Source organism: Curtobacterium sp. MCPF17_001 (assembly GCF_003234615.1).
In the GTDB taxonomy this organism is placed as follows: Bacteria; Actinomycetota; Actinomycetes; order Actinomycetales; family Microbacteriaceae; genus Curtobacterium.
On sequence record NZ_QKSL01000011.1, the window covers coordinates 37,366 to 55,313 of the forward strand.

Here is a 17,948-nt window from a genome sequence, read left to right on the forward strand (position 1 = left end):
TGGTCGATCCTACCGGCGACCCGGCTCGGCCCGGGCGTCGTCCACCGGGACCGCGGGCTCGTCCACCGGCTCGACGTCGTCGTCCACAGGATCGGCGGCGGCGGCCTCGGTGGCCTCGCGGGCTTCGTCCTGCTCGCGCTCCCATGCGTCCTTCACGAAGCGGTACCAGAGGAAGACGGCGAACCCGGCGAACACGACCCACTCCACCGCGTAGAAGAGGTTGAGCCAGTCGAACTGGACCTCGCGCGTCGGTGCCCGGTCGGCGATGGTGCCGAGGTCGGCGGCGTCTGCGGTGGTCCGGTCGGCGACGACGTAGCCGCCGTACATCCGGTCGTCGAACGCCTTCCAGGTGTTCACGAACCGGGCCGGTGCCACGGCCGAGTACTCGTGCTGCTCGAAGGTGTCCTGGTCGGGCGACTCCGCCGGGTAGTACCGGCCGCGGATGGTCATCGTCGCGTCACCGGCCAGGCGGTCGCCACCGGCCACGGCGGCGGAACGCTGGTCGGACCAGCCGATCACGACCGGGAGGCTCGCACCCGTCGCGTCGTCGACCAGGTGGCCGACGGTCTGGAACTGGCCACCCCCGCTGCGGCCCGTCAGGACCGTCGTGTCACCGGCGACGAACCGCCCGGAGACCGTCACCTTCTGGCCGGCGAGGGCCGACCCGACCGGCTTCTCCGGGGTGGTGACGTCGTCGAGGGTCTTCCGTGTCTCGGTCGACGCCGGCAGTGGCTTGCCGTTCTCGATGCTGCGCTCGAGCTGCCACTTGCCGAGTGCGGCGAACACGCCAGCGAGGATGATCGCCAGCAGCAGCAGCGCGATCCACCTCGGTCGTCGGGCAACGGCCCACATCTGAATCAGTACTCCGGATCACGTACGCGGGCCGGGCGTTCGGGACGCTCGGCGGGGACCTCGATCGACGACGTGCTCGCGCTCACGGGTTCCGGCGTGACCGGCTCCTCGCGCGACGGCGTCGTCTCCGGTGCACCATTGTCGCGCTCTTCCCTGCCCGCAGCCTCCACGAGGGCGATCTCCTCGGCGAACTTCGCGTCCCGCTCGGCCTTGCGTGCGGCCGCGGCCTGGGCGGCGGCGAGTTCGCGGCCACGGAGCTTCCGCACCCGACCCGGGCGGAGCACCAGTCGGCCGATGCGGTCGGAGTTCACGGCGAGCAGCGGTCCCAACACGGCCATCACCAGGACGTAGAGGCCCGCGAAGGCGGTGATCCGTTCCTCCAGTCCGGCGGCCGCCGACAGGGTCGCCAGGATGAGCGCGAACTCGCCCCGGTTCACCAGGATGACGGCGGTGTTGATGCCCTGCTGGACGCTGAAGCCGTTCATCCTGGCGACGAGCTGCCCGGCGACCGCGTTGAGCACGACGGTCATGCCGATGGCACCGGCGACGGGCCAGAGCACCTCGCCGAACGTCGACACGTCGAGGCCGAGCCCGAAGTTGACGAAGAAGAACGCCGCGAACACGTCGCGCATCGGCAGGGCCAGCTGCTCGATGCGGTCCCGGTAGCGGGTGGCCCCGCAGAGCAGTCCGATCACGAACGCGCCGATGGCGTCGGTCACCCCGAGCAGGTCCCCGATGCCGCCGAACATGACCGCGAGCCCGAAGAACAGGATCGTGAAGAGCTCGTCGTCGCGGGTCGCGAAGATCTTCGAGACCTGCTTGCCACCCCAGCGCGCCAGGCTGAACATCACGATCAGGAAGCCGAACGCCAGCCCGAGCTTGCCGATCACCGCCCACAGGTTGGTGTCGCCGGAGAGCACCACGGAGACGATCGCCAGGTAGACGGCGATGAAGACGTCCTCGATCACGGTGACGCCGAGGATCATCGGGGTCTCGTCGTTGGCCAGGCGCCGGAGCTCGATGAGCAGCTTCGTCACGATCGCGCTCGACGACGTCGCTGTCATGCCGGCGATGATCAGGGCTTCTCGGGTGCCCCAGCCGAGCGAGAACCCGAACGCGAAGCCGACGCCCATGTTGATCGCGACGTAGGTGCCGCCGGAAACCAGGAGCTTGCCGGCGTTGCCGTAGAACTCCTCTTGATCGAACTCCAACCCGAGGTTGAAGAGCAGCAGGATGAGGCCGAACGTCGCGATCAGCTCGATCGTGTGCGACTCGACGCTCAGGCCGATCCACGGGGTGTGCGGGCTCGCGATGAGCCCGACCACCATGTAGACCGGGATCGCCGGCAGACCGATGGTCTTGCCGAGCCGCCCGAGGACGTAGGCGATGAGGAACAGGCCGCCGATGGTCAGCAGCTCACCACCCAGGTGCATCCCCTAGCTCCGGGGCGGCGCCTCGGCAGCGGCCGCTGCCAACTGACCGCTGCGGTAGAAGGAGAACGCCTTCGCGACCTTCTCCGGCGCACCCGCGACGACGATCGTGTCCCCGGGGAACACGACGAAGTCCGACGAGGGGGCCGGGTTGGCGCTGTCGCCACGCACGACCGCGACGACGGTCAGGCCGATGAAGCCCGAGTCGTGCAGGTCGCCGAGGGGCTTGCCCGCGATGGCGTCGTCGTAGTCGACGCTGAACCAGTCGATGGAGAGGCCCGGGATCTCGTCGAGCTTGTCGAGGCCCTCGGTGATCCGGGTGCCGCCGAGGAGTTCGGCGAGGGTGTGCGCTTCGTCCTCACTGAGGCGGAGCGAGACCTTCTCGGACTTGTCCGCGCCGTCGGCGACGTCCGCGAACGAGATGAGGTCGGAGTGACCCGACCGGTGCGTGATGACACCACACTTGCCACCGTCGTCGGTGTAGAAGCTGTGCAGCACGCCGACGCCGGGGAGTTTGACGCGATGGACGTCGACCATGATGGCTCCCTTTCCCAGGACTCCCATGCTAACCACCGGCAGGGCCTGTCCATTCCGTCGTCCACAGGTCGTCCGGACGGACGGGAGGCCCGTGGCGGTGTCGCCACGGGCCTCCCGTCGGAACCGGGGACAGCTGAGGTCAGCTGGGCTCGGTCGTCTTCTCGCCGACGACCTGCTCGTCGTCCGCCGTGGCGCCCTCGGCGCCGCTCGAGCGGCCCCCGCCGACGACGACGTCGTCCTCCTCGAAGCCGAACGCGATGTCGGGAGCCTCGAGCCGGACGCGGTCGGCGGACTCGTCGTCGGGCTGGAGCTGCGACTGGCGCTCCGCCGCGACGCGCTTGAGGTAGTTCGACACCTCGTTCTCGGTCGTCTCCTGGTCCCAGCCGAGCACCCCGGCCATGAGCCGCGCGGCGACGGGCGCTGCGGACTCGCCACGGTCCCACGCCTCGATCGAGATGCGGGTGCGGCGGGCCAGGACGTCCTCCAGGTGCAGGGCGCCCTCGTGCGAGGCCGCGTACACGACCTCGGCACCGATGTAGTCGTCAGCCCCGGGCAGCGCCTCGGCCAACGAGGGGTCGTCCTCGACGAGCTGCAGGACCTCGGTCGCGAGCGTGCCGTACCGGTTCAGCAGGTGCTCGATGCGGACCTTGTGCACGCCGTACGTCTTCGCGGTGCGTGCCCGCTTGTTCCAGGCGGCGGGGTAGCCCTCCGCGCCGAGGAGCGGGATGTCCTGCGTCGTCGACTCCGGGATCTTGCCGTCCATCGCGGCGGAGGCCTCGTCGATGGCGTCCTTGCCCATCACGCGGTAGGTGGTCCACTTGCCGCCGGCGACGACCACGAGACCCGGGGCGGTGTGCGCGACGACGTGCTCGCGGCTGAGCTTCGACGTCGCCTCGGACTCCCCCGCCAGCAGCGGCCGGAGTCCGGCGTAGACGCCTTCGACGTCCTCGCGGGTGAGCGGGACGGCCAGCACCTCGTTGACGTGCTCGAGGATGTAGTCGATGTCCGCCGCGGTCGCTGCGGGGTGCGCCTTGTCGAGGTACCAGTCGGTGTCGGTCGTGCCGATCAGCCAGTGCCGACCCCACGGGATCACGAACAGGACGCTCTTCTCGGTGCGGAGGATCATTCCCGAGTTCGACTGGAACCGGTCGCGCGGGACGACGAGGTGCACGCCCTTCGACGCGCGGACCTTGAACTGCCCACGGGTGCCGACCATCGCCTGGGTGTCGTCGGTCCAGACGCCGGTCGCGTTGACGACCTGCTTCGCCTTGATGTCGAAGTGCTCACCGGTCTGGATATCGTGCGCATGGGCACCGACGACCCGCTCACCGACCTTGATGAAGCCCTCGATCCGGACCCGGGAGGCAGCGTGCGCGCCGTACGAGGCCGCCGTGCGGACGAGTGCGGCGACGTAGCGCGCGTCGTCGACCTGGGCGTCGTAGTACGTCATGCCGCCGACGAAGGCGTCCTTCTTCAGGGACGGCATCGAGCGGAGCACCTGCGTCCGGGTGAGGTGCCGGTGGTGGGGCACCCCGGGCGGACGGCCGCCGGACCAGCTGAACACGTCGTACATCGCCATGCCGATCCCGATGTAGAAGCGCTCCCACACCCGGTGGTTGAGCGGGTAGAGGAAGCGCACCGGCTTCACCAGGTGCGGGGCGATTCGCTGCAGCAGCAGACCGCGTTCGATGAGGGCCTCGCGGACCAGGGTGAAGTTGAGCTGCTCGAGGTAGCGGATGCCGCCGTGGACGAGCTTGGACGACCGGCTCGACGTGCCCGAGCCCCAGTCGCGGGCCTCCACGATCCCGACCGACAGGCCGCGCGTGACGGCGTCGAGCGCTGCGCCACCACCGACGATGCCGCCGCCGACGACCAGGACGTCGAGTTCGGTGGACTTCAGCGTCTCGATGGCGGCGTCGCGTTCATCGGGGCCGAGCTTCGTCGCGGGGTCGAACCCCGCCGTGCTGGATGCTCCGCGGGGTGCCTTCTCGCCCGTGACCGTGCTTGTCATGCTCGCCTCCGTCGCCGATCGGCACCGGAGCGGCACCCGCAGGACCTCCGCGGGCGCACCGCCGTCAGCGGTGGTACGGCGCCACGACCACTTCTACTCGCTGGAACTCCTTGACGTCGGAGTATCCGGTGGTCGCCATCGAGCGACGCAGGGCGCCGACCAGGTTGGCGCGGCCGTCCCACGACGGGGTCGGGCCGTTCAGGATGCTCTCGAGCGTGCCGATCGTGCCGACCTCGACCCGACGGCCACGGGGCAGCTCCGGGTGGTGCGCCTCGGCACCCCAGTGGAAGCCGCCGCCCGGCGCTTCCTGCGCACGGGCCAGGGCCGTGCCGAGCATGACCGCGTCGGCACCCATCGCGATCGCCTTGACGACGTCACCGGCGGTGTCGAGGCCGCCGTCGGCGATGACGTGCACGTACCGGCCGCCGGACTCGTCCATGTAGTCACGACGGGCACCGGCGACGTCCGCGACCGCGGTCGCCATCGGCGCGTGGATCCCGAGGGCCGCACGGGTCGTCGAGGCCGCACCGCCGCCGAAGCCGACGAGGACACCCGCGGCACCGGTGCGCATGAGGTGCAGCGCCGCCGTGTAGGTCGAGGCACCGCCGACGATCACGGGGACGTCGAGCTCGTAGATGAACTTCTTGAGGTTGAGGGGCGCCTGGTTCTGCGAGACGTGCTCGGCGCTGACCGTGGTGCCGCGGATGACGAACAGGTCGACACCGGCGTCGACGACGGTCTGCGAGAACTCGGCGGTCCGCTGCGGGCTGAGCGAACCGGCGACAGGGACGCCGGCGGCACGGATCTCGGCCAGGCGACGGGTGATCAGCTCGGCCTTGACCGGCTCGGCGTAGATCTCCTGCATGCGCTTCGTGACGTTGCCGTCGGTCAGCGAGCGGATCTCGGCCAGGTACGGCTCCGGGTCCTCGTAGCGGGTCCAGAGGCCTTCGAGGTCCAGGACCCCCAGGACGCCGAGACGCCCCATCTCGATGACGGTCGCGGGCGAGGCGACGGAGTCCATCGGTGCCGACAGGATCGGCGACTCGAAGGTGAACGCGTCGATCGACCACTGGACGCTGACGTCACGCGGGTCACGCGTCCGCCTGGAGGGGACCACCGCGATGTCGTCGAACGCGTACGCCCGACGTCCGCGCTTGCCTGCACCGATCTCGACTTCGCTCACCCGGCAACCCTACCGGGCGGGCTGCGCGGGTGGCACGGCCGGACGGTCCGGGGGCTGAGCGGGAGCGATTCACCGAGGGCTCACCGTGTCTCACCGGGGAGGTCGAGCCGCACGCCCCCGGCGGAGCACCCGGAGCGTCAACCCCAGGAGCAGCGCCAGCACGATGAGCACGACGAGCAGCGCGGCGGCCACCTTGACGAGCAGGGCCGCACCGATGAAGAGGACGACGAACACCACCCACACCAGGGCGTCCATCGCGCGGTCCGCGAAGCGTTGCACGCTGGAACGGTACCCGACGCGTCCGTCGCGGGGCGGGCCTCCCGTCCGGGCTGGAGGCACGGTGCGCGTCCCACGAGGCGCCACCGTCAGCGGGCGGTGCCGGTCACGCGAGACGCCGGCGTCGACGGGCGAGACGCCCCCGTCTGCGAGCAGCGCCGCGATGTGTGCGAGACGCCGCCGTATCCCGCGGCGTCGCAGTGACTGCGGGGCGTCCCGAAGAGACGGAGGCGTCTCGAGCAGACGGAGGCGTCTCGAGCAGACGGAGGCGCCTGGAGCAGACGGAGGCGTCTCGACGAGACGGGGGCGTCTGGCCCCGCCCGTCCCACCACCGGGAACGAGAGCGGGGCCGTGCGGCGCGCACGCGCAGCCAGCACGGCCCCACCGGTCGCGGGTGCTGCCCCCACAGCGGCACCCGCGATGTCGACGGGCTCAGCGAGCGTCGTCGACGTCCTTGGCGAGCGTCCCGAGGTAGAGCTCGATGACCTTGGGGTCGTCGGCGAGCTCCTTCCCGGTGCCCGAGTAGGCGTTCCGCCCCTGGTCGAGGACGTAGCCGCGGTCACAGATCTGCAGGCAGCGACGGGCGTTCTGCTCGACCATGATCACGGAGACGCCGGCCTTGTTGATGCGGCGGGTGCGGATGAAGGTCTCGTCCTGACGCACCGGTGACAGGCCCGCGCTCGGCTCGTCGAGCAGCAGCACCTTCGGGTCCATCATCAGCGCCCGGGCCATCGCGACCGACTGCCGCTCACCGCCCGAGAGCGACCCGGCACGCTGGCCCTTGCGCTGCCCGAGGACGGGGAACAGGTCGTAGATGACCTCCAGCCGCTCGCTGAACTTCTTCGGCCGCAGGTACAGCCCCATCTGCAGGTTCTCCTCGATGGAGAGCGACGGGAACACGTTGTTCGTCTGCGGGACGAAGCCGACGCCGGCCTGCACGAGCTTGTTCGCCTTGAGGTTCGTGATGTCCTCGCCCTGCAGCGTCACGGACCCCTCGCGGACGTTGACCAGGCCGAACAGCGCCTTGAGGAGCGTCGACTTGCCGGCACCGTTCGGGCCGATGATGCCGATGAGCTCACCCGGGTAGCAGACCAGGTCGCAGCCGTTGAGGATGTTCACGCCCGGCAGGTAGCCGGCGACCAGCTCGGTGGCTCGCATGACCGGTTCCACGGTCGCCGTCGCACCGGCACCCGCACTGGAGGCCCGGCTCACGCCCGCCTCGTTCGTCGCGTCCGTCATCGGGTCGCCTTCCCTTCGTCGGCGGCGTCCGCCGCGTCCTCGTCTGCGACCTCGTCGGCGAGTTCCTCGTAGGTCTCCTCGGTGAGGAGCGAGTCGTCACCCAGGTCGGTGTCGTGGTGGGCGCCGAGGTAGGCGTCGATCACGGCCTGGTCGTCCATCACGGTGGCGGCCGGGCCCTCGGCCACGACCTTGCCCTCGGCCATCACGACCACCCAGTCGGAGATGTGCCGGACCATGTGCATGTCGTGCTCGACGAACAGCACGGTCATGCCGTCGTCGCGCAGGGACTGGATGTGCCCGAGCAGCGACTGGGTCAGCGCCGGGTTCACGCCGGCCATCGGCTCGTCGAGCATGATCATCGTCGGGTCGGACATCAGCGCGCGGGCCATCTCGAGGAGCTTGCGCTGGCCACCGGAGAGCGACCCGGCGTAGTCGTCCTTCTTCTCGAGGAGCTTGAAGCGGTCGAGCAGGTCCTCCGCCTTCGCGGTGATCTCCTTCTCGCGCTTCGACCACACCGGCCGGACCAGTGCGGCGAAGAAGTTCTCCCCCGGCTGGTCCTTCGCGCCGAGCAGCATGTTCTGCATCACGGTCAGGCGGGACAGCGCCTTCGTGAGCTGGAACGTGCGGACCATGCCGGCGCGGGCGACCTTCGCGGCACCCGTGTTGCCGAGCGTCCGCCCGTTGAACTGCCACCGGGCGTCCTTCCCACTCGACGGCTTGTCGAAGCCGGTGAGCAGGTTGAAGAACGTGGTCTTGCCGGCACCGTTCGGGCCGATCAGGGCCGTGATCGCGCCGCGCTGGACCTCGAGGTGACCGACGTCGACCGCCGTCATGCCGCCGAAGCGGCGGGTGATGTTGTCGACCGTGAGGATGGCGTCCGGCTTCGGCGAACCGGGGGCGTGCTGCACCGCGGTGAGGGCGGTGGGGGTCCCGGTGGTGGGGACGGCTGGGGTCGCGGTGGGGTCAGACACTGAACGTCAGCTCCTTCTTGTTCCCGAGGAGTCCCTGCGGGCGGAAGACGATGAGGAGCATGAGCGCGACGCCGACGAGCACGTAGGAGAACTGCTCGGCCTGCTGCGCGTTCATGATCGAGTTCGGGATGAAGTCACCCGCGAGCGTGCGGATGAAGAGCCGGAGGACGAAGAACAGCACCGACCCGAGCACCGGGCCGAACACCGTCGCCGCCCCGCCGAGGATGAGCGCCGTCCAGATGAAGAACGTCATCGACCGGCCCATCGCGTCCGGCTGCACCGAACTCGGCAGGACGTAGATGATGCCGCCGAGCGCGCCGAGGGCGCCACCGAAGACGAGCGCCTGCATCTTGTACGAGTAGACGTTCTTGCCGAGGGAGCGGACGGCGTCCTCGTCCTCGCGGATCGCCTTCACGACACGGCCCCAGGGGCTGCGCATGAGCAGGAACAGCACGAGGGTGAACAGGGCGACGAGGCCCCAGCCGACGATGCGGATCCACCAGCCGTTCACCCCGTTGTTCGAGTAAGTGAACCAGAGGATCGTCGTGGTGCCGTCCGGCAGGAAGCTCAGCGCGTTGAAGGGTTCGCGGTAGCTGGAGCCGGTGATGCCGTTCGAACCGCCGGTGGTGTCGGTGAGCAGGCTCGACCGACCGACCATGCGGATGATCTCGGCACCCGAGATCGTCACGATCGCCAGGTAGTCCCCGCGCAACCGCAGGGTCGGGATGCCGAGGATGATCGCGAAGACGATGGCGATCGCGAGCGCGACGAGCACCGCCAGGCCGAGGGGCAGGCCGTTCGTGATGGAGATCGCGAAGCCGTACGCGCCGAGCAGCAGGAACGCCGCCTGGCCCATGTTGACCAGGCCGGTGAGGCCGAAGTGCACGTTGAGGCCGATCGCGGCGAGGGCGAACGCCGCGGTCGTCGGGGCGAGGGCTTCCTGCGTCAGGGAGCTGAGGAGTTGGAGGATGTAGTCCATGCGGGTGCTCCCTTAACCGATCCGCTCGGCACGGCCGAAGATGCCCTGCGGCCGGAACAGCAGGATGAGGATGAGGATGACGAGGGCGGTGGCGTACTTGAAGTCACCGGGCAGCACCAGGTTCGTGAGCTCCACGACGATGCCGATGATCATCGAACCGACGAGTGCGCCGTAGGCCGTGCCGAGGCCACCGAGGGTCACGGACGCGAACATCAGGAGCAGGAGCTGCAGACCGGTCTGCCAGTTCACGCCGTTGAGCACCAGGCCGAGCATCACGCCGGAGAGCCCGGCGAGACCGGCGGCGAGCGTCCACACGAAGCGGATCACCCGGTCGACGTCGATGCCGGAGGCCGCGGCGAGCGCCGGGTTGTCCGACACGGCGCGGGTGGCGCGGCCGAAGCGGGTCTTCGCGAGGAACAGCCCCGTGCCGATGAGGACCACGAGCGCGATGCCCATCGCGACGTAGGACTGCACGGTGAGGGTGATGCCGGCGAAGGTCACCGTCTCGGGGTTGCCCTGCTGGATGCGGACGGTCGAGGCGCCGAAGAAGTACTGGAAGGCGTACTGCGCGGCGATCGAGAGGCCGATCGTCACGATCATGAGCTGGGTGAGGCTGATCCGGCGCTTGCGGAGCGGCTTCCAGATGCCGGCGTCCTGCAGGTACCCGGAGGCGGCGCAGAGCAGCACCGTGACGATCCCGGCGAGCCAGATGTTCCATCCGAGCTGGTTCGCGAAGACGTAGGCCAGGAGTCCGCCGAGGGTGACCTGCTCGCCGTGCGAGAAGCTCGACAGTCCGGTCGTGCCGTAGATCAGCGAGAGGCCGATCGAGGCGAGGGCGATGAGCAGGCCCAGGCGGATGCCGGAGGCGAACTGCTGCCAGAACCGGGCGGCCGTGACGCTGGTGGTGGCGGTGTCGGTCGTGGCGCCCTCCTGGTCGGAGAGCTGGAAGATCGTGCCGGCGTTGGCGTTCAGGTTCCCCTGGACGGTGCGGGCGGCGTCCTTCGCATCGGTCAGGTACTGCCCCTTCGGCAGGGAGTCCTGGTCGACCTTGACCGTGTACGACCCCGCTGCCGGGATGCTGACGGACCAGCGTCCGTCGGCGTTCGTGGTCGAGGAGCCGGTGAACGAGCCGGGTCCGGTGACCGCCACGGCGACGCCATCGGTGGGCTTCCGGTCGGAGTCGAGGATGGTGCCCTGGATGCAGCCGTTCGAGGTGCTGACGACGCAGGGCCCGGTGCTCGCGGGTGCACTGCTGGAGCTGGGGCTGCTCGTCGCTGCGTCGGCGACGGGCGTGAGCGCCCAGTCGACCGCGAAGGTGGCGAGGAAGGCGAGGAAGAGCACGGCGGCGAGGACCAGGCGACGGCGGCCTGGTGCCCCGCGGCGGAGTCGGTGCGCGAGCACTGACCCCGGCGGAGTGATGGAACCCACGGATGAGCCTCTCGTTCGGATAGTCGAGGACCCTAGGGATTTTTTGTGTCCCCCGTGTTTCCGGCACGTTCCCTGCACAAATCGTGCCGGAACCGTGATGTTGCTCAGGCGCGTCGATTTGCAATCCCGAGACGAGCCTCCCGTCTGGCCGGTACAGCGACTTGGGAGGCGACCGGAATCGCGCGCGCAGCCCGCGCGTTACCATGTCCTATCCGGAGCCCACCGCAGCGTTCCCGGTGTCTCGACCACTTGTCGCGCCCACGAAGGGGACCCATGGACCAGCCGGATCCGTTCGGATTCATCGGACTCACGTACGACGACGTCATGCTCCTGCCGGGGCACACCGACGTCATCCCGAGCGAGGCGTCCACGGCGTCCCGGCTCACCAAGCGGATCTCGGTCAACGTGCCGCTGCTCTCCGCCGCGATGGACACCGTCACCGAGTCGCGCATGGCCATCGCCATGGCGCGTCAGGGCGGCATCGGGATCCTGCACCGCAACCTGTCGATCGCGGACCAGGCGGCCTACGTCGACAAGGTCAAGCGCTCCGAGTCGGGCATGATCACCAACCCGGTGACCACCACGCCCGACGCCACCGTGGCCGAGGTCGACGCGCTCTGCGGGCAGTTCCGCGTCTCCGGTCTGCCGGTGGTCGAGGCCGACGGCACGCTCGTCGGCATCATCACGAACCGGGACATGCGCTTCGTCGCCTCGTTCGAGCAGGCCACCACCTCCGTGCGCGACGTGATGACCAAGGCACCGCTGATCACCGCGATGGAGGGCATCGACCCGGAAGAGGCGATCGCCATCTTCGCGCAGCACAAGATCGAGAAGCTGCCGCTGGTCGACGCCGAGGGCAAGCTCCGCGGCCTCATCACCGTCAAGGACTTCGACAAGAGCGAGCAGTACCCGGACGCCACGAAGGACGACGAGGGCCGACTCCGCGTCGGTGCCGCCATCGGCTTCTTCGGGGACGCCTGGCAGCGTGCCGAGGCTCTGCGTGACGCCGGCGTCGACGTGCTCGTCGTCGACACGGCCAACGGCGAGAGCGAAGGCGTGCTCGACATGGTCCGACGCCTCAAGGCCGACCCGACGTTCGACGCGATCGACGTCATCGGCGGCAACGTCGCCACCCGCGCGGGCGCCCAGGCGCTCATCGACGCCGGTGTGGACGCCGTCAAGGTCGGCGTCGGCCCGGGCTCGATCTGCACCACCCGCGTCGTCGCCGGCGTCGGTGTGCCGCAGGTGACCGCCGTGTACGAGGCCTCCCTCGCCGCACGCGAAGCCGGTGTGCCGGTCATCGCCGACGGTGGCCTGCAGTACTCCGGCGACATCGCGAAGGCCCTGGTGGCCGGCGCCGACACCGTCATGCTCGGCTCGCTGCTGGCCGGCACCGACGAGTCCCCCGGTGACCTGGTGTTCGTGGGCGGCAAGCAGTTCAAGGCCTACCGCGGCATGGGGTCCCTCGGCGCCCTGCAGACCCGCGGCAAGAAGACCTCGTACTCGAAGGACCGCTACTTCCAGGCCGACGTGCCGAACGACGACAAGCTCATCCCCGAGGGCATCGAGGGCCAGGTGCCCTACCGCGGCTCGGTCGGCAACGTCGTCTACCAGCTCACCGGTGGGCTGCGGCAGTCGATGTTCTACGTCGGAGGCCGCACGATCCCCGAGCTGAAGGCCCGTGGCAAGTTCGTCCGCATCACCGCGGCGGGGCTCAAGGAGTCCCACCCGCATGACGTCCAGATGGTCGTCGAGGCGCCGAACTACCGCGCCTAGCCCTTCCGCAAAACGCAACGTGGGCGGCGCTCCGCAGCGGTATTCCGCTGCGAGGTGCCGCCCACGTTGCGTTTCGCGAGAGGACTTTCCACAGATCGAAGCGACGAGGCTCCCTGCGCCGGTAGCGCTCGCACAGTGGGGTGATGGACGAACTCCCACGACTGCTCCTGCTCCGCTCCAACGACAGCGAGTCGCAACACCGCATCCGGCGCGGGGAACTCGTCCGCGTCACGCACGGCGCCGCCGTCGACGCGACCGCGTGGGAGCGCGCGTCCGTCCGGGAACGCCAACGACTGGTCCTGGAGGCCGTGGTCACCACCGTGGGCGAGTGGCGTGTGCTGTCCCACCGCTCCGCCGGCCTGCTCTGGGGCCTGCCCGACGTCGACCGGCCCGATCCACGGGTGCACGTGACCGATCCCCTCATCGGCACGACCCACTCCGGGCGCCGAGTCGTCCGACATGCAGCGCCCCTGGAGTCCGCTGCCGTGTCGGCCGTCGACGGACACCGCGTCACGTCACTCCTGCGTACCGTCGTCGACCTGGCACGCAGCACGTCGTACGAGAACGTCGTCGCGGTGCTCGACCACGTCCTGCACGAGCGCCTGCTCGACATCGACACCCTGCGCCGCGCCTTCGCCGACTGGCCCACGCCTCGGGGCATCACGCGGGCACGTCGAGCACTCCGGTTCGCCGATCCGCTGGCCGAGTCCCCGGGTGAGTCCGTGAGCCGCGTCCGCCTCGACGAGGACGGCTTCGCACCGCCGGTCCTGCAGCAGTCCTTCGGGCGGTTCCGGGTCGACTTCTGGTGGCCGCGGTACGGCGTCGTCGGGGAGTTCGACGGGATGACGAAGTACGACGAGCCCGGGGCGGTGCGGGACGAGAAGGCCCGGCAGTCGGCGCTGCTCCTCCGGCACGATGTCCGGACGGTCGTCCGGTGGGGGTGGGTGGAGGTCCGCACCCCGGGTCGCTTGCAGGCGTTGCTGCGGGGGGCGGGCCTCCCGACCGGTCCGTGAGCCCGGCCCGGCCCGGCCCGCAAAACGCAACCCCGGCGGCGAGGCGCCGCGGTACTGCGCTGCGAGAAGCCGCCGAGGTTGCGTTTTGCGAGGGGCTACGCGCTGCGCCAGTCGTTCGACGTGATGTGGCTGCCGCCGTGGGGGCCCATCTGCAGCATGCCGCCGTCGACGGGCAGCGAGACGCCGGTGATGTACGACGACGCGGGCGAGGCCAGGAACGCCACCGCGGCCGCGATCTCCCACGCGTTGCCCGGACGGCCGAGCGGCACCCCGGGACGGGAGATCGTGTGCGGGTCCTCGTCCTCGGCGCCGGTCATCCGCGTCGCGATCTCGCCCGGAGCGACGGCGTTCGCGGTGATCCCGTGCTCGGCGAGCTCGATCGCGATCGTCTTGAGCAGTCCGCCGAGCCCGTGCTTGGCGGCGTCGTACGCACTCGAGCCGTAGCGGGGCTGGTGCTCGTGGACGCTCGTGATGCCGATGATCCGGCCGCCGGTGCCCTGCGCGACCATGCGCCGAGCGGCCGCCTGGATCGTGACGAACGCGCCGTCCAGGTCGGTGGACACGGTGTGCCGCCACTGGTCGAGCGTCATGTCGAGGAACGGTGCGTTGTCGCCCGTGCCGGCGTCGGCGACGATGACGTCCACCCCGCCGAGCTGCTCCGCGAGCCGCTCGATCACCGCGCTGGCGCCGGCGAGGTCGGTGACGTCGATCTGCTCGACGAACGCCTGACGGCCCTCGGCGCGGATCTCCTCCGCGGTCTCCTGGGCACGGTCGGGCTCGGACAGGTACGTGATGCCGACGTCCATCCCGGCAGCCGCGAGGGCGACGGCGGTGGCGCGTCCGATCCCGGATTCGGCACCGGTGACGATGGCCCGGGAGGGCCGGAACTGGGTGGTCGAAGATGGCTCGCTCATGCCTCGGGAACGTACGCCGGGCCTCCCTGACGGCCGTCCGGAACCGCGGAGACCGTCCAGACGGACTCCTCATCAGGGGTTCCGGTGAGGCTGTTCAGAAGAGTCACGGCTCTGTAACGAAACATCCAGGCGTGTACTTCCGTCACACGGGCGAAACACATCGACCCTAGTTTTCTCCACATCCCACGCGGAGACGCCGCGCTCGACCCGATGCGGTAGGGCCTCCGCGCAGAGAAAGGGTTCCACGGATGATCAGAACCACCCGCGCCACCACGGCGCTGGCACTGGCGGGAGCTGCAGCGGTGCTCCTCGCCGCCTGTTCCACCTCGAGCAACGCCGGTGGCGGCTCCTCCGAGTCGGCTTCGGCCGGCGGCGCGAAGAAGGACCCGGCCGCGAGCTGCCAGGCCCCCTCGTCGCCCAGCACCGACGCCCTGAAGATCGGCACGATCCTGCCGCTGACCGGATCGCTCGCCTACCTGAACCCGCCGGCCGAGTCCGGCGTCGGCCTCGCGGTCGAGGACATCAACTCCGGCGGCGGCGTGCTCGACAAGGACGTCACGATCGACCCTGCCACCGACTCCGGTGACAGCAACGACATGACCGTGTCGAGCTCGGCCGCGACGAAGCTCGTCAACGCCAAGGTCCCGGTCGTCATCGGTGCCGAGTCCTCGTCCGTCACGCTCAACGTGATCGACCAGCTCACCAGCAACTGCATCGTCCAGGTCTCGCCGGCCAACACCGCGACCGACCTGTCCGGGTACTCCTCGCACTACTACCGCACCGCTCCGCCGGACTCGGTTCAGGGTTCCGCACTCGGACAGCTCGTCACGGGTGACGGCAACGCCAAGGTCGCGTTCCTCGTCTTCAACGACACGTACGGCACCGGCCTCCGCAACTCCGTCCAGGAAGCCGTCGAGGCCGCTGGCGGCCAGGTCGTCTACGGCGCCAAGGGCAAGGGCCAGGAGTTCCCGCCCGGACAGACCACGTTCTCGTCCGAGGTGACCGCGGCCCTCGCCGCGAAGCCCGACGCGATCGTCGTGCTCGCCTTCGACGAGACGAAGTCGATCATCCCCGAGCTCGTCTCGCAGGGGAACAAGGCGAAGATCTACATGTCCGACGGCAACACCGCGGACTACTCGAAGGACTTCGACAAGGGCACCCTCGACGGCGCCCAGGGCACCATCCCCGGTGCCAGCCCGAAGGACGAGCTGAAGCAGCGTCTGGTGGAGTTCTACAAGAAGTCCTCCGGCAAGGACCTTGCCGACTTCTCGTACGCGGCTGAGTCCTACGACGCCACCACCATCGCCGCCCTCGCCGCCGTGAAGGGCAAGGGCACCGACTCCGGCACCATCCAGGCCAACATGGCTGCGGTGTCCGGCGCCGACGGTGGCACCGAGTGCGCGACGTTCAAGGAGTGCAAGGCCCTGCTGGACGACGGCAAGGACATCCACTACACCGGTCCGTCCGGCATCGGCCCGTTCGACAAGAAGAACGACCCGTCGAGCGCCTACATCGGCATCTACAAGTTCGACTCGGACAACAAGCCGGTCTACCAGAGCGCCATCCAGGGCTCGGTCTCGAAGTAACCGCACCAGCACCACGACGGCCCCCGGGAGCAGCAGCTCCCGGGGGCCGTTCGCGTGCGCCGGCTGGTCCCCGCGTGCGCGCGAGACGGGGGCGTCACCGGATGACGCCGCGATGCCGCCGAGACACCGCCGAACTCCGCGGCGTCTCGCGGCGGTCGCGGCGTCTCGCACAGACGGGGCCGTCTCAGACGGCCGCGTCTCGCACACACGGCGGCGTCCCGGGCAGACGGCGGACTGGAGGCCCGGGGAGACCCGGCGGACCGCCTACGCCCCGGCGTCCACCACCTCCGGCGCCGCCGTCCGCCGCGCACGTCGGGCCGCCGTGAACGAGTCGATCGTGAGCACCACCAGCGCGACCCACACGATCGCGAAGCCGACCCAGCGCGAGCCCGACATCGCCTCGTGCTGGATCGTCACCCCGACCACGAGCTGCATCACCGGCGTCAGGTACTGCGTCAGCCCGAGCGTGGAGAGCGTCAGCCGCCGAGCGGACGACGCGAAGAGCAGGAGCGGGACGGCCGTCGCCGGTCCCGCGCCGATCATGATGAGCGTGTGCAGCCAGCCCTCGCCGCCGAGGGTCACGCCGCCGGCCAGACCCGTGGTGCCGAGGACGACGAGCGCCCCCACCGCGAGCGGCGTCAGCCACATCGTCTCGATCGTCAGTCCGCTGAGCGCGTCGACCGTGCCACCGACCCGCTTCTTCACGAGCCCGTACAGCCCGAACGAGAACGCCAGGGTGAGCGAGATCCACGGGACCTGCCCGTAGCCGACCGCGATCACGACGACCGCCACCACGCTGATCCCGACCGCTGCCCACTGCGCCGGCCGGAGTCGCTCGTGGAGCAGGACGACACCGAGCGCGATCGTCACGAGCGGGTTGATGAAGTACCCGAGCGCGGCCTCGACGGTGTGCCCGGTCGTCGTCGCCGCGACGTACACGGTCCAGTTCACCAGGATCAGGACGGCGGCGAGAGCCAGGACGGCCATCACGCGGCGGTCGGCGAGCAACGCCCGGGTGCGGAGCCACGTCCGCGTCACGGCGATCGCGATCGCACAGAACCCGAGGCCGAAGACGATGCGCCAGGCGACGATCTCGAACGGCCCGGCCGGAGCCATCGCGGCGAACAAGAGCGGCATCAGCCCCCAGAGACCGTAGGCGATGACGGCCTGCACCACGCCGACGGACGCCTCGCTGCGCGCGGGGCGCCTGGGACTCGGTTCACTCACGGAACCATCCTAGGAAGGCGAGCCGACGTCGGGTGCTGGTGGCGGGCCTCCCGGCGGACGACGGAACGCCCCGCCGGCCAGGCCGACGGGGCGTTCCGTTGAGCGGGTGTCAGTGCTCGATGACCGCGAGGACGTCGCGGGCGGAGAGGACCAGCAGGTCCTCGCCCGAGTACTTGACCTCGGTGCCGCCGTACTTCGAGTAGATGACCTTGTCGCCGACGGCGACGTCGAGCGGCACGCGGTTGCCGTTGTCGTCGATGCGACCGGGGCCCACGGCGACGACCTCGCCCTCCTGGGGCTTCTCCTTCGCGGTGTCCGGGATGACCAGACCGGACGCGGTGGTCTGCTCCGCCTCCACCTGACGGATGACGATGCGATCTTCGAGCGGCTTGATGCTGACGGCCACGGTGACCTCTTCTTTCTCGGTACGTGTTCGGTACTGACGAAAACCGGGTTGGCACTTCCCTCGGGAGAGTGCCAACCCCAACTGTAGGACGTCACTGGCACTCGGTCAATCCGAGTGCCA

General features: G+C 69.8%; 16 protein-coding genes. 3 read left to right on the top strand and 13 right to left on the bottom strand.

All coding sequences use genetic code 11. The features are described 5' to 3' along the window. Positions 1-9: 9 nt before the first annotated feature. The 10 genes from DEJ24_RS11310 to DEJ24_RS11355 all read right to left on the bottom strand — a co-directional run bounded on the left by DEJ24_RS11310 (position 10) and on the right by DEJ24_RS11355 (position 10,906). A complete protein-coding gene (locus DEJ24_RS11310; protein WP_111078734.1) occupies positions 10-852 on the bottom strand; it encodes an SURF1 family cytochrome oxidase biogenesis protein in 843 nt (280 codons plus the stop codon). Positions 853-857: 5 nt separating this feature from the next. Then, entirely contained in the window at positions 858-2,285 is a 1,428-nt protein-coding gene (locus tag DEJ24_RS11315; RefSeq protein WP_110903509.1) for a cation:proton antiporter, read from the bottom strand. Between the two features lie 3 nt (positions 2,286-2,288). Next, a complete protein-coding gene (locus DEJ24_RS11320) occupies positions 2,289-2,819 on the bottom strand; it encodes a cation:proton antiporter regulatory subunit (RefSeq protein WP_110903510.1) in 531 nt (176 codons plus the stop codon). A 139-nt stretch (positions 2,820-2,958) separates the two neighbouring features. Beyond that, the gene (locus DEJ24_RS11325) at positions 2,959-4,830 is read right to left on the bottom strand and encodes a glycerol-3-phosphate dehydrogenase/oxidase (RefSeq protein ID WP_258374797.1); all 1,872 of its coding nucleotides are present in this window, start codon (positions 4,828-4,830) and stop codon (positions 2,959-2,961) included. 64 nt (positions 4,831-4,894) lie between these two features. Continuing rightward, positions 4,895-6,013: a GuaB3 family IMP dehydrogenase-related protein gene (locus tag DEJ24_RS11330; protein ID WP_111078735.1), complete on the bottom strand. Its 1,119-nt coding sequence runs from the start codon at positions 6,011-6,013 to the stop codon at positions 4,895-4,897. Between the two features lie 90 nt (positions 6,014-6,103). Next, on the bottom strand, positions 6,104-6,292 hold the full coding sequence (locus DEJ24_RS11335) for a hypothetical protein (protein WP_110903512.1): 189 nt from the start codon (positions 6,290-6,292) through the stop codon (positions 6,104-6,106). Positions 6,293-6,721: 429 nt separating this feature from the next. Then, positions 6,722-7,528, bottom strand: coding sequence for an ABC transporter ATP-binding protein (locus DEJ24_RS11340; protein WP_375334705.1), 807 nt, complete (start codon positions 7,526-7,528; stop codon positions 6,722-6,724). After that, entirely contained in the window at positions 7,525-8,499 is a 975-nt protein-coding gene (locus DEJ24_RS11345; protein WP_111078736.1) for an ABC transporter ATP-binding protein, read from the bottom strand. Before DEJ24_RS11345 ends, DEJ24_RS11340 begins: the two co-directional genes overlap by 4 nt. Continuing rightward, a complete protein-coding gene (locus DEJ24_RS11350; RefSeq protein WP_110903514.1) occupies positions 8,492-9,478 on the bottom strand; it encodes a branched-chain amino acid ABC transporter permease in 987 nt (328 codons plus the stop codon). The genes DEJ24_RS11345 and DEJ24_RS11350 overlap by 8 nt, the downstream gene beginning before the upstream one ends. 12 nt (positions 9,479-9,490) lie before the next feature. Next, positions 9,491-10,906, bottom strand: a complete 1,416-nt coding sequence (locus DEJ24_RS11355) for a branched-chain amino acid ABC transporter permease (RefSeq protein WP_258374472.1) — start codon at positions 10,904-10,906, stop codon at positions 9,491-9,493. A gap of 273 nt (positions 10,907-11,179) precedes the next feature. Here DEJ24_RS11355 and guaB point away from each other — a divergent pair, with 273 nt between their 5' ends. Both guaB and DEJ24_RS11365 read left to right on the top strand, forming a co-directional pair. Beyond that, positions 11,180-12,682 (top strand): IMP dehydrogenase, encoded by a 1,503-nt coding sequence (gene guaB / locus DEJ24_RS11360; protein WP_110903515.1) that lies wholly within the window; start codon positions 11,180-11,182, stop codon positions 12,680-12,682. Positions 12,683-12,825: 143 nt separating this feature from the next. Further along, complete coding sequence (locus DEJ24_RS11365) at positions 12,826-13,695, top strand: hypothetical protein (protein ID WP_146245977.1); 870 nt, start codon at positions 12,826-12,828, stop codon at positions 13,693-13,695. A 95-nt stretch (positions 13,696-13,790) separates the two neighbouring features. Here DEJ24_RS11365 and DEJ24_RS11370 read toward each other — a convergent pair whose 3' ends face one another. Further along, complete coding sequence (locus DEJ24_RS11370; RefSeq protein ID WP_111078738.1) at positions 13,791-14,609, bottom strand: SDR family oxidoreductase; 819 nt, start codon at positions 14,607-14,609, stop codon at positions 13,791-13,793. A gap of 248 nt (positions 14,610-14,857) precedes the next feature. Here DEJ24_RS11370 and DEJ24_RS11375 point away from each other — a divergent pair, with 248 nt between their 5' ends. Further along, the gene (locus DEJ24_RS11375) at positions 14,858-16,195 is read left to right on the top strand and encodes an ABC transporter substrate-binding protein (RefSeq protein ID WP_110903518.1); all 1,338 of its coding nucleotides are present in this window, start codon (positions 14,858-14,860) and stop codon (positions 16,193-16,195) included. 264 nt (positions 16,196-16,459) lie between these two features. On the opposite strand, the gene rarD is transcribed toward DEJ24_RS11375, so the two are convergent. Further along, entirely contained in the window at positions 16,460-17,422 is a 963-nt protein-coding gene (rarD, locus tag DEJ24_RS11380) for an EamA family transporter RarD (RefSeq protein ID WP_111078739.1), read from the bottom strand. 109 nt (positions 17,423-17,531) lie between these two features. Beyond that, positions 17,532-17,828, bottom strand: a complete 297-nt coding sequence (gene groES, locus DEJ24_RS11385; protein WP_071292506.1) for a co-chaperone GroES — start codon at positions 17,826-17,828, stop codon at positions 17,532-17,534. Positions 17,829-17,948 lie beyond the last annotated feature (120 nt).